At 41.6% G+C, this 18,019-nt stretch carries 15 protein-coding genes; 14 read left to right on the top strand and 1 reads right to left on the bottom strand.

Features of this window, described 5'->3' with window-relative positions; translation table 11 throughout:
• Positions 1–138: 138 nt before the first annotated feature.
• The 5 genes from HUX68_RS09595 (at position 139) to HUX68_RS09575 (ending at position 6,868) form a co-directional block, all read left to right on the top strand.
• Positions 139–1,953: a sigma-54-dependent Fis family transcriptional regulator gene (locus tag HUX68_RS09595; protein ID WP_174614615.1), complete on the top strand. Its 1,815-nt coding sequence runs from the start codon at positions 139–141 to the stop codon at positions 1,951–1,953.
• Between the two features lie 242 nt (positions 1,954–2,195).
• Positions 2,196–3,548, top strand: coding sequence for a dihydrolipoyl dehydrogenase (gene lpdA, locus HUX68_RS09590; protein ID WP_174614614.1), 1,353 nt, complete (start codon positions 2,196–2,198; stop codon positions 3,546–3,548).
• A 25-nt stretch (positions 3,549–3,573) separates the two neighbouring features.
• Positions 3,574–4,521 (top strand): thiamine pyrophosphate-dependent dehydrogenase E1 component subunit alpha, encoded by a 948-nt coding sequence (locus HUX68_RS09585; protein ID WP_174614613.1) that lies wholly within the window; start codon positions 3,574–3,576, stop codon positions 4,519–4,521.
• Positions 4,522–4,542: 21 nt separating this feature from the next.
• On the top strand, positions 4,543–5,583 hold the full coding sequence (locus HUX68_RS09580; RefSeq protein WP_174614612.1) for an alpha-ketoacid dehydrogenase subunit beta: 1,041 nt from the start codon (positions 4,543–4,545) through the stop codon (positions 5,581–5,583).
• Positions 5,584–5,596: 13 nt separating this feature from the next.
• Positions 5,597–6,868 (top strand): dihydrolipoamide acetyltransferase family protein, encoded by a 1,272-nt coding sequence (locus HUX68_RS09575; RefSeq protein WP_174614611.1) that lies wholly within the window; start codon positions 5,597–5,599, stop codon positions 6,866–6,868.
• A 72-nt stretch (positions 6,869–6,940) separates the two neighbouring features.
• On the opposite strand, the gene HUX68_RS09570 is transcribed toward HUX68_RS09575, so the two are convergent.
• Positions 6,941–8,104, bottom strand: coding sequence for a M20 metallopeptidase family protein (locus HUX68_RS09570; protein ID WP_246206651.1), 1,164 nt, complete (start codon positions 8,102–8,104; stop codon positions 6,941–6,943).
• 146 nt (positions 8,105–8,250) lie between these two features.
• On the opposite strand from HUX68_RS09570, the gene HUX68_RS09565 reads away from it, so the two are divergent.
• The 9 genes from HUX68_RS09565 to HUX68_RS09525 all read left to right on the top strand — a co-directional run bounded on the left by HUX68_RS09565 (position 8,251) and on the right by HUX68_RS09525 (position 17,965).
• Complete coding sequence (locus HUX68_RS09565) at positions 8,251–9,603, top strand: sensor histidine kinase (protein WP_246206650.1); 1,353 nt, start codon at positions 8,251–8,253, stop codon at positions 9,601–9,603.
• Complete coding sequence (locus tag HUX68_RS09560; RefSeq protein ID WP_174614610.1) at positions 9,584–10,204, top strand: response regulator; 621 nt, start codon at positions 9,584–9,586, stop codon at positions 10,202–10,204. The genes HUX68_RS09565 and HUX68_RS09560 overlap by 20 nt, the downstream gene beginning before the upstream one ends.
• A gap of 96 nt (positions 10,205–10,300) precedes the next feature.
• The gene (locus tag HUX68_RS09555) at positions 10,301–11,833 is read left to right on the top strand and encodes a Na+/H+ antiporter NhaC family protein (protein ID WP_343033701.1); all 1,533 of its coding nucleotides are present in this window, start codon (positions 10,301–10,303) and stop codon (positions 11,831–11,833) included.
• A gap of 280 nt (positions 11,834–12,113) precedes the next feature.
• A complete protein-coding gene (locus HUX68_RS09550) occupies positions 12,114–12,878 on the top strand; it encodes a transposase (protein WP_174614608.1) in 765 nt (254 codons plus the stop codon).
• A 122-nt stretch (positions 12,879–13,000) separates the two neighbouring features.
• Positions 13,001–13,945 (top strand): LCP family glycopolymer transferase, encoded by a 945-nt coding sequence (locus HUX68_RS09545; RefSeq protein ID WP_174614607.1) that lies wholly within the window; start codon positions 13,001–13,003, stop codon positions 13,943–13,945.
• Between the two features lie 226 nt (positions 13,946–14,171).
• The gene (locus tag HUX68_RS09540) at positions 14,172–15,173 is read left to right on the top strand and encodes a LacI family DNA-binding transcriptional regulator (protein ID WP_174614606.1); all 1,002 of its coding nucleotides are present in this window, start codon (positions 14,172–14,174) and stop codon (positions 15,171–15,173) included.
• Positions 15,163–16,080: a ribokinase gene (rbsK, locus tag HUX68_RS09535; protein ID WP_174614605.1), complete on the top strand. Its 918-nt coding sequence runs from the start codon at positions 15,163–15,165 to the stop codon at positions 16,078–16,080. The genes HUX68_RS09540 and rbsK overlap by 11 nt, the downstream gene beginning before the upstream one ends.
• Positions 16,052–16,447: a D-ribose pyranase gene (gene rbsD / locus HUX68_RS09530; protein WP_174614604.1), complete on the top strand. Its 396-nt coding sequence runs from the start codon at positions 16,052–16,054 to the stop codon at positions 16,445–16,447. The genes rbsK and rbsD overlap by 29 nt, the downstream gene beginning before the upstream one ends.
• 18 nt (positions 16,448–16,465) lie before the next feature.
• Positions 16,466–17,965, top strand: coding sequence for a sugar ABC transporter ATP-binding protein (locus HUX68_RS09525; protein ID WP_425509512.1), 1,500 nt, complete (start codon positions 16,466–16,468; stop codon positions 17,963–17,965).
• Positions 17,966–18,019: the final 54 nt, after the last annotated feature.

Raw genomic sequence — 18,019 nt, 5'->3', positions numbered from 1 at the left:
CCCCTCCTTTCAAATACCAGCTCCTTGTATCAGTGTATTTTTTATTGTATAGTTTATAGTATAATTAGATTATTCTGCAAACTATTCCGGATGGTCAATCTAATTGTTTATGAAAAACCTTTAGGGGGAGATAAGGTAATGTCAAAAGCTCTTGTCTCAAAACAAACGTGGAACCACTTTCTTGAAAATGAAGCATTGCCACTACAAGAAACAGGATTATCCAGTGACATTATTGAATCTTGGCATTATTGCAGAAGGCATCAGGTGAACCCTTATGACGGTATAGCAGATCGGATTTTAGACCCCAAGTTACTTGAACAGAAAATGAAGAAAAATAAACTGTTGCTGGATTTGGCAAAACCTCATATCAGGCAATTACAGAATTTCTTAAAGGGTTGGAAGTATATTACAACATTAACCGACCGGGATGGGTACATTCTGCAACAAGATGGGGAGAAGACCGTCAAGAATGCAGCGTATAAAATCTATTTTAAAGAAGGTGCGAAATGGGATGAGATAGAGGTTGGCACCAATGCAATCGGTCTTGCGCTCCGGTTAAAAAAGCCGATAACTGTTAAAGGGTATGAACATTTTTCTATTGCTTCCCAGGAATGGAATTGTACTGCTGCCCCTATTTTTGATCAGTATGATGAGGTTATTGGTGCGCTTAACATTTCCAGTTTATACCACTCCATTAATTACGACTATGTACTGGCTTCCGTCAAATTAGCGGCCGATTCTATTTCGTTGGAATGGAAAAACCAAAAGCAAGAAGATATGGAAGTTCTGATGCGAACAAGATTTGGATCCGAGCAAAATTGTATTGTAAGTTCCATAAACGATGAAATTTGTTCATTGCCAATGGAATTGTTACCTGGTTACCAGGAATATGTCGGTGCCACTCTTACAACATTAAGCGAAGAAACAGACATTCAACTATCCAATTTCCGTACCCCTATTTTAAATGAAAATCGTATTATTGGATACCGTACTCCTGTTACAATACCCGGTCATGATGATGATTCAGTTGTGTTTAAAGGTCTAAAAGGGACAAGTGAGAAGTTTCATAGTGTATTGTCTCAGGTCGAAAAGGTGGCTGTAAAAGACACTCCCGTTTATATTTACGGGGAAACCGGTACTGGTAAAGATTTGGTTGCCCAGGCCATCCATGATAACAGCAAACGTTCCAATGGTCCTTTTTTGACAGTAAATTGTGGTGCCGTACCAGAAGGGTTATTGGAGAGTGAATTGTTTGGTTATGAATCTGGTTCATTTACAGGGGCAAATAATAAGGGGCATAGAGGGAAATTTCAACAGGCAGATGGCGGCACATTATTCCTTGATGAAATTGAAGAAATGTCCTCCTCGATGCAGGTTGCACTGTTAAGAGCGCTGCAGCAGAAAGAAATAACCCGGATTGGCGGAAGTAATTTAATCCGTGTCAATATAAGAATTATTACAGCATCCAATAGGGATATCAGACAATTAGTGAAACAGGGCAAATTTAGGGAGGATTTATTTTACCGGATTTATGTTTTCCCGATTCAAATCCCGCCATTAAAAGAACGAAAAGAAGATATTATACACTTTATAAGAGATTACCTTCAGCGGAAAAAATGGATGCCATCCTGGCACAAGCGATTGGAAAAGATCTTCATGCAGGGCGAGTGGCGTGGAAACGTCCGTGAATTATATAATGCGCTGGAACGATGTGAAATACTTTATGCTGATAAAGAACCAAATGATAGGGATTTATTTCAACTTGTATCATCATTGGAACCTGTTCAAGTGGAAAATAGTAATACGGAAGTTAGTACCTATAAAGAACAATTGGAGATTAACAGAATTAAAAAAGCTCTGGCAAAATGTAATGGGAAAGTATCTGATGCTACAGAAGAACTAAGTATGTCTAAGGCTACTTTGTATAGGAAGTTAAAGAAATATAATATTTAATCAATAAGATTAATAGGTCATGAGAAAAAATGAGACGATTTAATAAAGTTGTCTCATTTTTTTGTCTGTATAAATCGAAATTATTGAAAACGCTGTCATTTTAAGGGAGTTATTTTTTGGCATAATTTTTGCATTGTAAATTATGAAACGGAGAAAAAGGAGGCTTCTAATTTGAACGGCTAATAAGGTAAATCGAGCACATAAGAATTACAAATGCCTTTTGTCAGAAAGGGGATGATTAATTGAAAAATTTTGATGTCGTAGTAATTGGTTCAGGCCCCGGCGGTTATGCTTCCGCAATTCGGGCAGCGCAATTGGGAAAAAAGACAGCCATTGTGGAGAAGTCCAAGGTTGGCGGAACATGTCTTAACGTTGGTTGTATTCCATCCAAGACATTGTTGAAACATGGTGAAATGGTTCAAACCATTAAGCAGGCGAATGACTGGGGGATTGAAACCGGAAAGACACAAATCGATTACCCAAAGCTTACGGAACGGAAGAATGAAGTAGTGCAAACGTTGACAAACGGGGTAAGCTATCTATTAAAGAAGAATGATGTTTCGATTTACGAAGGGGAAGCCGTTGTCCAAAAAGATAGGACAGTGTTAGTGGGAAATGAAAAGATTAAAGGAGACCATATTTTATTGGCGACAGGAAGTAAACCATTTGTACCGCCTATTACAGGGATTGAAGAAATAGACTACGAGACTACCGATACGTTTTTTGACAGAGCCGAGCTTCCAAAGAAATTGGCGGTTATTGGAGGTGGAGTAATCGCATCAGAACTGGCTTCAGCTGTTGCGATGCTGGGAACTGAAGTGACGATTATTGAAATAGCTTCTGATGTATTAATGACCGAAGAAGCTGAGTTACGGCATGCTTTGAAAAATCAATTAGAAAAGCAGGGCATTGATATCATTACACAGGCAGATATCAAAGAAGTGCAAAACGGGAAGATCGTTTTAGGCAGTGAGGAAATTCCATTCGACACCCTGCTGGTAGCCGCCGGGAGAAAGCCGAACCTGCAGATTGCTGAGGAATTAGGGTTGGAAATGGATCAAAACAAGCAATTTGTAGCTGTTGATAAATTCTATGAAACAAGTGAAAAACATATTTATGCGGTGGGTGATTTGGCAGGTAGTTATCAATTGGCCCATGCAGCTAGTGCGGAAGGATTGGTTGCAGTCCATGCTATGGCTGGTGAAAGGAATAAGCAATTAAATCAGAACGAAATTCCGCGTTGTATTTATACACATCCGGAAGCGGCATCTATCGGACTAACCGAAGAAGAAGCGATAGAAGCAGGTTATGATGTTACGGTTACGAGATCGTCTTTGAATGGAAACAGTAAAGCAATTGTGGCTGGAGAAGCAGAGGGATTTGTCAAAATCGTAACCGAGAAAAAATATCAGGAAATACTGGGTGTATTTATTGTTGGGTCGCGTGCGACGGAAATGATCGGTGAATTGATGGGCGTAAAGGTCTCTGAAGGAACGATTAATGAGTTAGCTGAGGTAATTCAGCCTCACCCGGCTTTGTCCGAAGCTATTGGGGAAACAGCCGATGCGTTGTTCGGACAAGCCATTCATATGTAATCAAATTTAAAGGGAGGAATTTGCAATGAATAAGAAAGAGGCACGCTGGATTTATCAAAAGATGAATGAAATCCGTTCTTTTGAAGATGAGGTTCATCGGACTTTTGGAAAAGGTGAGATTCCCGGTTTTGTTCATTTGTATGCTGGCGAAGAAGCCATTGCCACGGGGGTAATGGTTCAATTGGATGACGATGACTATATTACAAGTACCCACCGCGGACACGGCCATGCTGTTGCGAAGGGGTGTGATGTTAATCGAATGATGGCGGAAATTATGGGGAAAAAGGATGGTCTTGGTCGTGGAAAAGGCGGTTCAATGCATGTGGCCGATGTTGAAAAAGGTATGCTTGGTGCCAACGGTATTGTTGGTGGCGGTTTTGGCTTGGCAAACGGTGCCGGATTATCGATCCGCAATTTAGGTAAGGAGAACGTGGCTGTATGTTTCTTTGGTGATGGGGCTTCAAATGAGGGTACATTTCATGAAGGGCTGAATCTTGCCTCCATTTTGGATCTTCCTGTCATTTTTGTATGCGAGAACAATCAATATGGCGAAGGTACTGCCCATAAATATGCGAGTGCATCTGAAACGATTGCCGAGCGAGCTTCCGCCTATAACATGCCGGGTGAATTAGTAGATGGTGCTGATGTGGAAGCTGTTTACGGTACGGTACAAAAAGCAATTAAACGGGCGAAAAAAGGTGAAGGGCCAACTTTGATTGAATGCAATACGTATCGCCATTATGGCCATTTTGAAGGTGACGAACAGAAGTATAAATCTCCGGAAGATTTAAATGCGGATAGAGATCCTATTACAGAATTCCGCGAAAAAGCGATCGACAACAAATGGTTGACGAATAAGGAAGCTGACAAAATTGAAAAGGAAGCAAAACAGAAAATAGCGGACGCAGTAGAATTTGCTGAGAATAGTCCATTGCCTGATGAGAAATCATTGCTCGAAGATGTGTTTGCTTAAATTAAAAAGGAGGGCTTAATTATGGGTGAAAATCGGAAAATGTCGTATATGGGCGCAATTAACGAAGGAATGGATATGTCATTGGAAAATGATGAACGGGTAATTTTGATTGGTACAGATGTTGCTGGTGGAGCCGAAGTGGATCATTTGGCCAATGACGAATCATTTGGCGGTGTTTTTGGTGTATCAAAAGGATTTGCTGCTAAATATGGCCGCCAACGCATTATTGATACACCGATTGCGGAACATGGCTATTTTAGTGCAGCGGTTGGTGCTGCGGCAACTGGGCTTCGACCAATTTCGGAACTAATGTTTAATGACTTTGTTGGTTTTGCGCTTGATCCGATCTTGAATCAGGGTGCAAAAATGCGGTATATGTTTGGGGGAAAAGCCAAGATTCCTTTAACCGTCAGAACGGTACATGGGGCGGGAGTAGGTGCAGCTGCACAACATTCTCAAACACTTTATGGAATGTTTGGCGCGATCCCGGGAGTGAAAGTAGTAGTGCCTTCCAATCCGTATGATGCGAAGGGATTGTTTTTAGCCGCTATGGAGGATGATAATCTGGTTGTTTTTTCTGAAGATAAGACACTATACGGTACTGAGGGAGAAGTTCCAGAAGAATATTACACAGTAGAAATTGGCAAAGCGAGAGTTGCAAAAGAAGGATCTGATTTGACGATTGTCGCCATTGGTAAAATGGTTCAGGTTGCCGAACAGGTTGCAAATCAGTTGGATGAATATGGTGTATCGGTGGAAGTGGTTGACTTACGTACTATTTCGCCATGGGATGAAGAAACTGTTCTTGAATCTGTTAAAAAAACAGGACGCCTTATCGTTGTAGACGAATCGAATCCGCACAATAATACTGCCACAGATGTTGCTTCTGTGATCAGTGATATAGGTTTCGACTATTTGGATGGACCAATTAAGACTGTATGTGCTCCGGATACTCCGGTGCCATTTGCTACAAATCTGGAACAGGCGTATATTCCCGACGCCCAAAAAGTGTTAAATGTGGCGGAAGAATTGATTGAAGATTTGAAAGCTGTCAAAGCATAGGGAGGTGACGGTAATGAGTGAGAATATTGTGATGCCGAAATTGGGAATGACCATGAAAGAAGGAACAATTGAAGAATGGCACAAACAAGTAGGCGACACCGTCGAATCAGGTGAGGGTATCGTAACGATTAGTTCGGAAAAATTAACTCAGGAGATTGAGTCGCCCGTTGGTGGAGAACTGCTGGAAATCAACATGGATACTGAAAAAGTTGCTAAAGTCGGGGATGTATTGGGAGTAGTAGGGCAAGCCGGTGAATCTGTTGGATCAGGGGGGCCTTCTGTGCAGGAAACTAGGGCTCCATCGTCCAACGAAAAGGAACAAGGTAGCAGAGAGGACACTAAAAAGGAAGTTCGCGCTACGATCCAAAAGGGTAATGATGAACAACAGTCCGGGGAGAGGATATTCATTTCTCCGTTGGCAAGAAAGCTAGCCAAAGAACACGATTTGCCAATGGAACGGATAAATGGTACAGGAGGAAATGGACGAATTACCAGGCTAGATATTAATCGGGTATTGGAACATGGACTGGACAAGGCGGAGGAAAAGAAAGAGGAACCAGCAAAGGCTTATACCGCAGCAACACTTGAAGCACAACCAATTGGCGAAGGACTAAATCCGATGCGAAAAGCCATTGCCCAAAATATGCGGGAAAGCGTAGAACAAACCGCACAATTAACGTTACACCGTAAAGCTGGTGCAGATAAGCTAATCGCTTTACAAAAGAAACTACGAGAGGAAGCCGAATCTGCCGAAGTTGACGTAAAGCTTAGCTTAACTGTATTGATTGCCCGGGCTACTGTGCTTGCTCTTCAGGACTTTCAGAAAATGAATACCCGTTATGAAAACGGAGAATTATCTCAGTTTGATGAAGTCCACCTCGGTATTGCGACGTCATTGGAAGATGGTTTGGTTGTACCGGTAGTTAAAAATGCGGAGCAAAAACCAATTGGTATATTGGCAAAGGAAATTAAAGAAGTTTCCACAAAAGCACGCGATGGGGAAGCGAATGAAGATGCATTGTCAGGATCCACATTCACCATCACGAATATGGGGGCCAGTGGAGTAGAATACTTTACACCGATTCTTAACCTGCATGAAACCGGAATTCTTGGGGTTGGGTCATTGCAAGATGAACTAGCTTTGGAAGATGGAGAAGTAACGCAAATCAAGAAAGTTCCATTCAGTTTAACATTTGATCATCAAATTTTGGATGGGGCCGCAGCGGGGGAGTTTCTATCAATATTGGTGAAGTATATTGAAAATCCGTATTTACTGATCCTTTGAAAGGGACAAAGGGACAGGTTCATCGTCCCAGTTAAGCCTATAGTGGGACAGAGAGCCTGTCCCTCTGTCCCGCTATAAATGGTCCAGTGCCCATTGTGCTAAAATGGCTGATCCATTTGGTAGTGCGTTTTCGTCCAGGTCGAATTTCGGATGATGGAGCGGGTAGACGGCTTGCTTCTGTTCATTTCGGACACCGAGCCTGAAAAAGACGCCGGGGATTTCATTCGCATAGAAAGAAAAATCTTCACCGCCCATCGAAGGTTTGGCGATGTGAAAACGTTCTTCGCCCAAGGTTTTGCTAACGGCTTTTTTAACTGTTGGAACAAGTGCAGTCTCGTTCAATAATGCAGGATAAAAATAGTTGTATTCAAGGGAGTATTGAACACCAAATGCCTCGGTTATTCCTTTTACAAGCCGGTTCATTTTTTCTTCTATCATATAGCGGACTTCATTATCCAATGTGCGTACTGTACCACCCATCTTCACACGTGGTGCGATCGCATTGTCCGCTGTTCCACCGTGGATCTGTCCTATTGTCATTACAGTTGGTGCCAGGGGATCAATTTCACGGCTGACTAACTGTTGTAATGCACTGATCACCTCAGCTGTAATGGTAATCGAATCTTTGGCACGGTGCGGATGGGCTGCATGACCACCTTCTCCAATAATTTCAAGGTTGAAAAAATCAGCTGCGGCACACACTTCCCGCTCAGAACAGGTAACTTGGCCAGTCGGTACATCAGGATTTACATGAAGCCCGGCAATCGCGGAAACGTCCGGATTCGTAAGTACCCCGTGCTTAATCAGAGTTTCTGCACCAAACAGACCTTCTTCGGCGGGTTGAAAAATTAATTTAACGGAACCGTATTGAGGCGGATGCTTCATCAGTAATTTAGCAGCACCAAGCAGTATCGCTGTATGACCGTCATGGCCGCACAAATGAGCAATTCCATCCTTCATTGATTTATAATCGACATCTTTTTCATCTAAAATTGGCAATGCATCCATATCAGCCCGTAATGCAACCGTTTTGCCGGGCTTATCCCCATGCAGCATTGCAATGACGCCAGTTTTTGCTACTCTTTTTACATCGGTACAGCCGATTTCATGGAGTTTTTCGATAACAAACGCAGATGTTTGTTGTTCTTCAAATCCAAGTTCCGGATTCCGGTGCATATGCCTTCTCCACGCAGTCAAGTCTTTACCAAATTGTTTTGCTTCCTCCAGTAGTTGCACGAAAATCACCTCTTTGTTAATAGCGAAAGTGCAAAAATGCACAAACTATACTACAATCGAATAAATAAAGTATTTCATAATCGATTGGTATGGACAATTTCTTTTCTTTTTTTTCTCTAATTTTTCATTTTGATAAGGGGGCAGTCATGACATCAAAAAAGCGATCCAACATGAGAATCATCATCCATATCATTCTTATCATAATCGGTATTACTATGCCGTTATGGCTTGGGATTGACGAGGTCGGGCTTGCTCACTTATTACATCAGCTGCGAAACGATCCGAGCGGAAACACATTGATGCTGACAGCGTTTGTGCTGGTTATGCTGAATACTGTTCGTGCTATCCCACATTATATTGGTGCCCTTTTGCTCGGTGATGAACTGGGACATCGGTTCAACCTTCCAATTTTAAAGGTAATTGTTCCAGTTGTTACCGTTCCGTTCGTATATGTCATCATTAATTCGTATAATCCGCTTAATTACCATTTTGGCGGGCCGGCTCTCATTTTGCTCATCTCGATAACACTGTTGCATGTATTGGGGAAAGGCAGACTTAGACCAGTTCTGAAATCCTTCGTCCTGACACAGATTTTATTTGGGATTCAATGGCTAGACACTGTTACGTTTCTTTCAGGTTACGATTTCGGCGGAGGTCCGATTTCAAGCGAGGTTAAGGCTATTGCGTTGACCATTGATTATGGATATACACTTTCCATATACAGCATTGTGCTTTGTTCAATTTTTGTTGTTAATGCCATTGTCTTAGCGGTTTACTTGACCGTATCCGAACAAAAATGGCGAATGAGCCGTGATCTGGACATTGCCCGCGGAGAGATGATCGAATCACGCAGCGGCAGAGAGGCCCTGCATCTGGTTCATGACCTAAAAACCCCTTTATCCCTGATGGATGGGTTGAACTCATTGATCCGACTGAAAAGCGACGACAAGGAGATAAGGGAATACTCCGATAAAATCTCCACCGCTATTCAATCAACCAGTGACATGGTCTCGGAAATTTTATACGTTGAAAAAAAGAACTGGTGTGCACTGGGGGATTTGATTGAGTATGTGAGGGCAAATAAACTGGCTGATCAATCCATCACCTATACGTTTGAGCTCGAAACAGATGACAGCCTCGAACTGTACGTCAATAAAATCCGCATGACAAGGGCTATTGTTAATTTAATTGATAATGCAGGTGACGCCATCCGGAATCAGGAACATGGTAAAGTTGTTATGAAAACAAGGTTTATAGAACGTGAATTATGGCTTGGGGTGGAAGATAACGGAAATGGGATACCACCAAAACAGTTGAAAAAAATCCATCAGCCGGGATACAGCACCAAATCTCATCCCGGCGTCGGTCTAACCTTTGTACAGGCTGTTGTTGAAGACCATCAGGCGACACTTGATATTGAAACAACGCCAGGTAAAGGCACCATTTTTTGGATTAAACTGCCGGAGGAGATATTACGCTATGAAGATACTGATTATTGATGATGAGAAATCACTGAGGTATATGCTTGGAGAAATCTGCAAGTATGCCGGATGGGATTTTGTACCTGCCGAAAATGGAAAAGTAGGACTGGATATTTTTCAGCGGGAAAACCCTGATGTAGTGGTGATCGATTACCATATGCCGGAAATGGACGGATTCCAGACACTGATGGAAATTCGTAAGTTGAACTACCATGTTCCGATTATTATTTTGACAGTTGATGAGCGCCAGGAAATTGCCGATCAATTTATAAACGAGGGTGCGACAGATTTCGCTCTGAAACCGGTGAAAGCACCGGACATCATTGCGCGGATACAACTCCATATCCGCCTCACCAATATGCAGGAAACGAAAGAAAAGCATGAGGAAGTTTTTGCGACAAAAGGAATCAGCAAAAAAACACTGCAGCATATCGCTAATTACATGCAGTCACTTGATCAACCGGCATCTGTCGATAAAATTGCCAAAGATATCGGGCTTGCGTATCCAACTGTTTACCGCTATATTATGCATCTGTTGGAAAACGGGCAGGCGAGACAGGTTACAAGCTATCAGAAAATAGGCCGCCCCAAAATGCTCTATCAATGGTACACAAACTGATTGCGCCCAAGCGGTGCAATTTTTTTATCTTTTTTTTCTGTACTTCTTGATCCAATTTCCCCTTATACTGTAATCAACAGATTTTAGACAAATCAAATTATTTATCACAAGGAGGAGGAAATCATGGAGCACTTTGGAATTTGGTCATTACTGCCCTCAGTGGTGGCATTGACACTCGCCATTGTTTCAAAGCGGGTAGTACCGTCGCTTTTGGCTGGTATTCTAATCGGAAGCATGATGGTGGATGCCAGGTTAAACGGTATTTTCCATTCCATTTTATTTTCAATCGTTAATTTATTCGGTACTATCGCAGGTCATCCGGCAAACTCGGATGAAGGAATATATGGAATGGGGCTCGTAAAAGAAGCTGGGAGAGCTGAACTCGTTATTATCGTATTTTTACTTGGAGCATTTATTGGAGTTCTTAACAAATCAGGGGGAGCGTATGCGTTTGGTGAGTGGCTCGCGAGCAAGGTAAAATCAAAGGAAGGGGCCCAGGTAAGTACTGCTTTAATGGGGAGTTCCCTATTTACAAGTGCTTATTTCAGTTCATTGGCAACCGGTACCGTCTTTCGCCCGATTTATGACAAAATGCGGGTTTCCCGGGCAAAACTGGCCTTCTTTCTGGATTCAACCGCATCCCCAATCAATGTAATCGTGCCCATATCCGGATGGGTAGCTTTCATGGGTGCATTAATGGTCGATAACATTAAAAGTGTTGAGGATCCTATCGCGGGACTGGTGCAAACAATTCCGTACAACTTTTATAATATTGTCATTCTGATTATGGTATTTTTATTCGCATCAGGAAAAATAAAAGACTTTGGACCAATGAAAAAGTCAGAGCTGCAGGCACAGAAGATGCAGGAGACATATCGCGAAGAATTGGCAGCTGCAGGAGAAACACAGGAACCGGTTGAACCGACGGAGAAGGTGAAAAACGGTACCGCATCTGATATGGTTCTGCCACTCGGAATATCCGTGTTGGTACTCGTTATTCTTGGATTGTGGAGTTATACACTGCCAATGTTCACATCCGTTCCGGCGCTTCCGTTTGGTGGGAACATGATGCTCATTATCAGTTTCTCGATTGGAATTATCATCGCATTTTTCAAATATACGAGTAAAAAATTGATGTCAGCCAAAGAATTTTCCAATGAATTGTTTGAAGGAAGCAAAAGTGTCATCTTGGGTGCCGTTATTATTATTCTCGCCGTAACGCTTGGAGATGTTATGCGTGCAGCGGCACCTGAAGGAACAGGTGCGGCGATCTATATTGGTGAGGTGGCTGGTGATGTCATCCCATCCGCAATCATTCCAGTTGCTGTATTTATTATTTCCGCATTTGTATCCTTTTCGATGGGGACATCGTTCGGAACATGGGCTATCATGATGCCTATCGCGGTATCACTAATGACAGCAACAGGCGGCGATCCAATTGTCGCAGCGGCAGCCGTGTTATCCGGCGGAGCATTCGGTGACCACACTTCACCAATTTCCGACACCAGCCTCATGTCATCTATTGGCGCTGGAAGTGACCACATGGAACACATTAACACACAACTGCCATATGCACTCATCGCAGCCGGAATTGCTGCCATCCTGTTTTTGGTTGCAGGATTTATGTGAAATTGTGGGACAAGGGGACAGGCTCCTTGTCCCGTTACAACTGTTCTATTAAAAAAAGCAGGACTTTTAAATATTATGTCGAATATATATACATATTTCTACTTCAAAACTGCCCCAATACTGTTGTATAACTTCAAAGTTCATCAAATACATTTGCTCCTGCCTTTAAGAATTTTCATTATAAACTTTGTTGAAATTGCGCAATGACTCCATTTGCTATCCTTTTTGCGGGACAGAGGAACCTGTCCCTTCGTCCCAATAAAATCCGAGGTGATTCAAAATGCCAAGAGTTTCAAGAAGAAAGAGCAGAAATGGAATTTACCATATTATGCTGCGGGGAATAAACAGACAAACAATTTTTGAGGATGATGAAGATAGGCTTAAAATGCTTGATACGTTGAAGAGATTTAAAAAGGTAAGTGGAATCGAGGTGTATAGTTATTGCCTGATGGATAATCATATTCATTTGTTAATGAGAGAAGTGGATGAAACCATATCAAAATTTATTCAACGGTTGAGTTCGAGTTACGTTTATTGGTATAACAATAAATATGAACGATTTGGTCATTTGTTTCAGGATCGATTCAAGAGCGAAAATGTCGATACGCTTGTATATTTTTTAAAAGTAATCAGATATATTCATCAAAATCCCGTCAAAGCAGGTTTGGCCAATAATGTGTTTGACTGCTCATGGACAAGCATTAATGAGTATTTGGGATCCTCTTCAATCGTCGATATTGATTTGCCTCTTCACTATTTTTCCCCGGAAAGAAAAAAAGCATTACAGTTGTTCTCAGAATTTATGCAGGCACCTATTGATGATGAATGTGGATTGAATGACGAAGTAAAAATAAAAGTATCTGATAACGAATTGCGTATCATGATGGATCATCTGGGAATACCAAATGCCAGCGAACTTCAGCAAATGGACAAAGGAAAAAGAAATGCATTTATTAGACATTTGAAGCAGTTGGAAGGCGTATCTATTAGACAAATTTCAAGAGTAACCGGCATTTCAAAAAGCGTTATCGGCCGCATTGGTTAGTGGGACGGGGAGCCTGTCCCTCTGTCCCATCCCTCTGTCCCAATCTTACTATTGCTGAATGACTATTAAAATGCTTTAATAGAATGGTAGGTATTTAATTTTATTAATGAAGGAAGTTTTACATGGTTACACGCCAGGAAAAACACAAACCAAAAAAGAAAAAATGGCTATGGATTACGTTATCTATCCTGCTAATTTTAATTATCGGTGGATGTGCATATGCGTATTCCATCTACCAAAATGTTAAGAGTACCGTGGATACCGAACTACATAAGCCAGTTGAAGGTATTGATGTGAATGTTTCTAAAAAGAAAGTGGAAGAAAAGGAACCAATTAATATCCTGCTGTTGGGCGTAGATGAGCGTAAAAATGATACAGGCCGCTCTGATACGATGATAGTCATGACCCTGGATCCCGATAACAATCAAATGCAGCTTGTAAGTATTCCGCGTGATACACGTACGTTAATTGTAGGGAAAGGATTCCAGGATAAAATCAATCATTCCTATGCATTTGGCGGCAGTGACATGTCCGTTGCGACGGTTGAACACTTTTTGGATATCGATTTGGATTATTATGTTCGGATGAATATGGAAGGTCTTGCGCAATTGGTGAATGCTGTTGGTGGCATTACGGTTAATAATGACCAGCAGTTCTCACAAGGCGGCTATACATTCGACACCGGACAGATTCACTTGAACGGTGATAAGGCACTGGCGTATGTGCGGATGCGTAAGGGCGATCCACAAGGTGACATTGGCCGTAATCAGCGACAACGTCAGGTTATCGAAGGGATTATTGATAAAGGTGCCGGTCTGAATGTTGTCGGGCAAATTAATGATATCCTGAATGTCCTCGGCGACAATATGGTAACCAACATGAAATTTGAAGATATGCGTAATTTGGCTATGAACTACCGCAGTGCACGCAAGAACATCAGCACGTATCAGATGGTCGGAAACGGTACGAGGATTGATGGTATCTATTATATGATCATGCCGGAAGAAGAGGTTGCGAAGGCACATCGAATGATTACGGAGTTTGGTACTAACGGTGCGAAAAATTAAATAATGAAAATAAGCCTGTACTTGGTGAAGTGCAGGTTTTGTTTTTATGTGAATAATGGTTATTACCGTTTAATGGAAAAGGTAATTTAATAAATAATATTGACACCCACATGTAAACGATTTATCATTATATGTAACGGGTTACATGTAAGCGTTTTATTATTTTTTGATAAACATGTAACGGGTTACACATTTATGAATATAATTTGAAAGTGGTTATGTGGACATGGCAACGATAAAAGATGTGGCAAAACTGGCAAATGTTTCAACTGCTACAGTATCTAGGGTTCTTAATAAGAATGGATATGTAAATAAAGAAACGGAAACTCGGGTTAAGGAAGCCATTAAGCAATTAAACTATTTGCCGAATGATGTGGCTCGGAGTCTTTTTAAGGGGAAGTCGAAGATAATTGCATTGTTTGTCCCTGACATTACGAATCCCTTTTTTCCTGAACTGGCCAGGGCTGTGGAAGATTACTCGAATTACCGCAATTACAATTTTGTTTTATGTAATACAGATAATGATTCAGAGAAAGAAATTGTTTATCTGAATGCGTTGCAACAGAAGTCGGTTGACGGATTTATCATTGTTTCCAGCTCAATTACAGAGGATGATTTAAAGCGAATTAAGGTTCCTGTTGTTGCGCTTGACCGGATAATCAGTTCCAACGTTTCTTCGGTTACCGTCAATAATCGGGAAGGTGCAGGAAAAGCAGTTCAATATTTAAAATCAATCGGATGTGAACGAATTGCGCATATCGCCGGCCCTGAAAATATAAGCAGTGCCAGGGAACGTTTCCAGGGATATTTGGATGAAGTGGAAAATGAGACGTGGTATACACCGAAGTATGTTGCGCAAGGTAAATATAATTTTGATAAAGCAAAGGAAGCTGCTATAGACTTATTAACTAATCATCCTGAAATTGACGGTTTATTTGTAGGAAATGATTTGATGGGTGCCGGTGTATTAAATGCTGCAGCGAGTCTTGGAATTTCCATACCAGAAGATTTAGCTGTAATTGGGTTTGATGGAATTTCCTTAAGCAAGATTATTACACCTTCTCTTACGACAATGGCACAGCCGGTTTATGAAATTGGCAGAAGGGCAGCTGAAATGCTTATTTTTCAAATCACAAGTGAACATCCGGAAATAATGAGCGAGGAATTTGACGTTCAATTAATGGAACGGCAATCAACTGACGTTAGGGAGGGATCATATGACAGATAAACCAACCGTTTGTATTGTGGGCAGCATTAATATGGATTTAACAGTTTCTGCCAAGAATATGCCCGTAAAAGGTGAAACCATTTTAGGGGATGACTTTTTTACCAATCCGGGCGGGAAAGGCGCAAATCAGGCTGTAGCTGCTGCAAGAATGGGAGCTTCCGTAAATTTTATTGGCGCTGTGGGAGATGACACGTTCGGTAAAACAGTGACTGATAATCTGAAACGCGAAGGTGTCCATACAGAAGGAATTACGACTGTTCCTGATACACCTACAGGAATTGCCAATATCATTTTAAGTGAACGTGATAATCGTATAATCGTAGTTTCCGGGGCAAACAATCAGGTAACACCTCAGCTTGTGGAGGAAAAGCGAAAGCTGATTGAACAAAGCGATATAGTGCTGCTCCAGCTGGAAATTCCAATCAGTACGATTGAATTTACTGTCCGGATCGCAGGGGAGGCGGGAGTTCCGGTTATGTTGAACCCGGCACCGTTCCAGCAGTTGAAGAAAAGTGTGCTTTGTAATGTTTCCTATCTGACACCAAATGAACTGGAGGATGATGAATTACAAAAGAGCCCTTTTTATAAACAGATCGAGACGGGGATTATTACCACGAAAGGAGAACAGGGAGCAGCGTTCACCGAAGATGGTAACCGTCAACTCATTGCCGGTCATCACGTTGATGTGGTCGATACAACCGGTGCGGGAGATACATTTAATGGGGCATTGGCAACAGAAATCGCCCGTGGTAAAAAACTGCATCAGGCAATCCATACCGCAAATGCAGCAGCAGCACTTTCCGTAACGAAAATTGGTGCACAGAACGGGATGCCAACCCGGAAGCAAGTTGAAGAATTTCTACAGGAGGATGAACATCATGAAAAAATCAGGCATTCTGAATCGTGATATTGCCTCGGTATTAAGCAAAATGGGGCACACCGATACACTGATCATTGCAGACTGTGGATTACCGGTCCCGGAAGATACGTTATGTATTGATGTTTCGGTGAAATATAATTTCCCCGATTTTCTAACCGTACTGGATGCAGTTACAGAAGATATGGTAATAGAAGAAATGGTTCTGGCGAAACAAATGAAGCAATCAAACTTGAAACTTCATAACAGCATAAAATCGACGTACAGTGATCTGCCGATACAGTATATTTCACACGAGGAATTAAAAAGCAATATCAAGAACGCCCGGGCAGTTATTCGCACAGGGGAAGCAACTCCGTTTGCAAATGCTATTCTGAAGTCGGGTGTCCCATTTTAAGGAAATGAGGTGAAACAGTTGATTAGTCAACCTTTTATCGAAATGGAAGGAATCGATAAATCCTTTTCCGGAAATCAGGTACTGAAAAACGTAAATTTTACGGTTCATAAAGGTGAAGTTCATGCATTAATGGGAGAAAATGGTGCAGGTAAATCGACATTAATAAAAATTCTCACCGGTATCCATAAACGTGATCAGGGAGTTGTGAAATTAAACGGTAAAGAGGTTCATTTTACCCACCCGAAACAAGCTGAGGAGAAAGGAATAACGATTATCCATCAGGAGTTAAATATCATTCCGCACCTGACCGTCATGGAAAATATGTTCCTCGGAAAAGACATAACGTACGGAAAATCAGGGGTTCTGAATACGAAGGAAATGCGGAAACAATGCTTGGCTAACTTGGATAAATTAGGGGTAACCAACATTAACCCCAATGATACAGCAGGAGATCTGTCCGTAGGTAAACAGCAAATGATCGAAATTGCCAAGGCACTATCTGCGAATGCTGAACTGATTGTCATGGATGAACCTACTGCAGCGTTAACAGATCACGAGATTGAGAGTTTATTTAATATCGTTAATTCCTTACGGGAACGGGGAGTTTCCATTATTTATATTTCCCATCGGATGGAGGAGATTTTTCATATTTGTGACAGAATTACTGTGCTGCGGGATGGTCAGTATATTGGCACGGAAAGCATCGGTGATACTAGTTTCGAACAGATTGTCAAAATGATGGTGGGACGTGAACTTGGTCAACGTTTTCCTGAAAAATTAAATACACCAGGTGATGCGGTACTTGAAATAAAGGATTTTCAACGAAAAGGTCTCTTCAGCAATGTCAGTTTTTCTGTTAAAAAAGGTGAAATATTAGGTGTCGCAGGTTTAATGGGTGCAGGACGTTCAGAAATTATGGAAACGATTTTCGGTTATGCAAAGAAGACAAAAGGTTCGGTTCTGCTGAATGGCAAAAAGGTTTCCATTAAACACCCAAGTGATGCAATTAAGGCTGGTATCGGTTTTATTACGGAAGATCGTAAAGCAAAAGGCCTTATCGTAGATTTTTCCATAAGGGATAATATTTCGTTGCCAAATATGAATGAAGTTTCACGTAACGGTGTTATCTCCAGCAAAAAAGAGCAAGATTTAATTACCAGGTTGGTAAGCCGGTTGAATGTTAAAACAACCGGATCCTCGCAGCAGGCGAAGTCACTTAGCGGAGGAAATCAGCAAAAAGTTGTTATTGCCAAATGGCTTGGTATCGCTCCTAAAGTACTTATACTTGATGAACCGACACGGGGAGTCGATATTGGTGCCAAAAAAGAAATATATTCCATCATGAACGAACTGGCGCAAAATGGTGTGGCAATTATTATGGTGTCGTCGGAACTGCCTGAAGTTCTTGGGGTTAGTGATCGTATTATGGTTATTCGTGAAGGCAATATCGAAAAAATATTCAATCGAAATGAGGCGGATCAAGAGAAAATAATGACTGCCGCTACAGGGGGTGAGTAAAGTGAAGGAAAAACTTTTTAATGACTTTTCAAAATTCGGGCCGTTAATCGGATT

The organism is Virgibacillus ihumii, assembly GCF_902726655.1.
GTDB classification, from domain to species: Bacteria; Bacillota; Bacilli; order Bacillales; family Amphibacillaceae; genus Lentibacillus; species Lentibacillus ihumii.
This window is presented reverse-complemented; position numbering and strand designations above follow the sequence as displayed.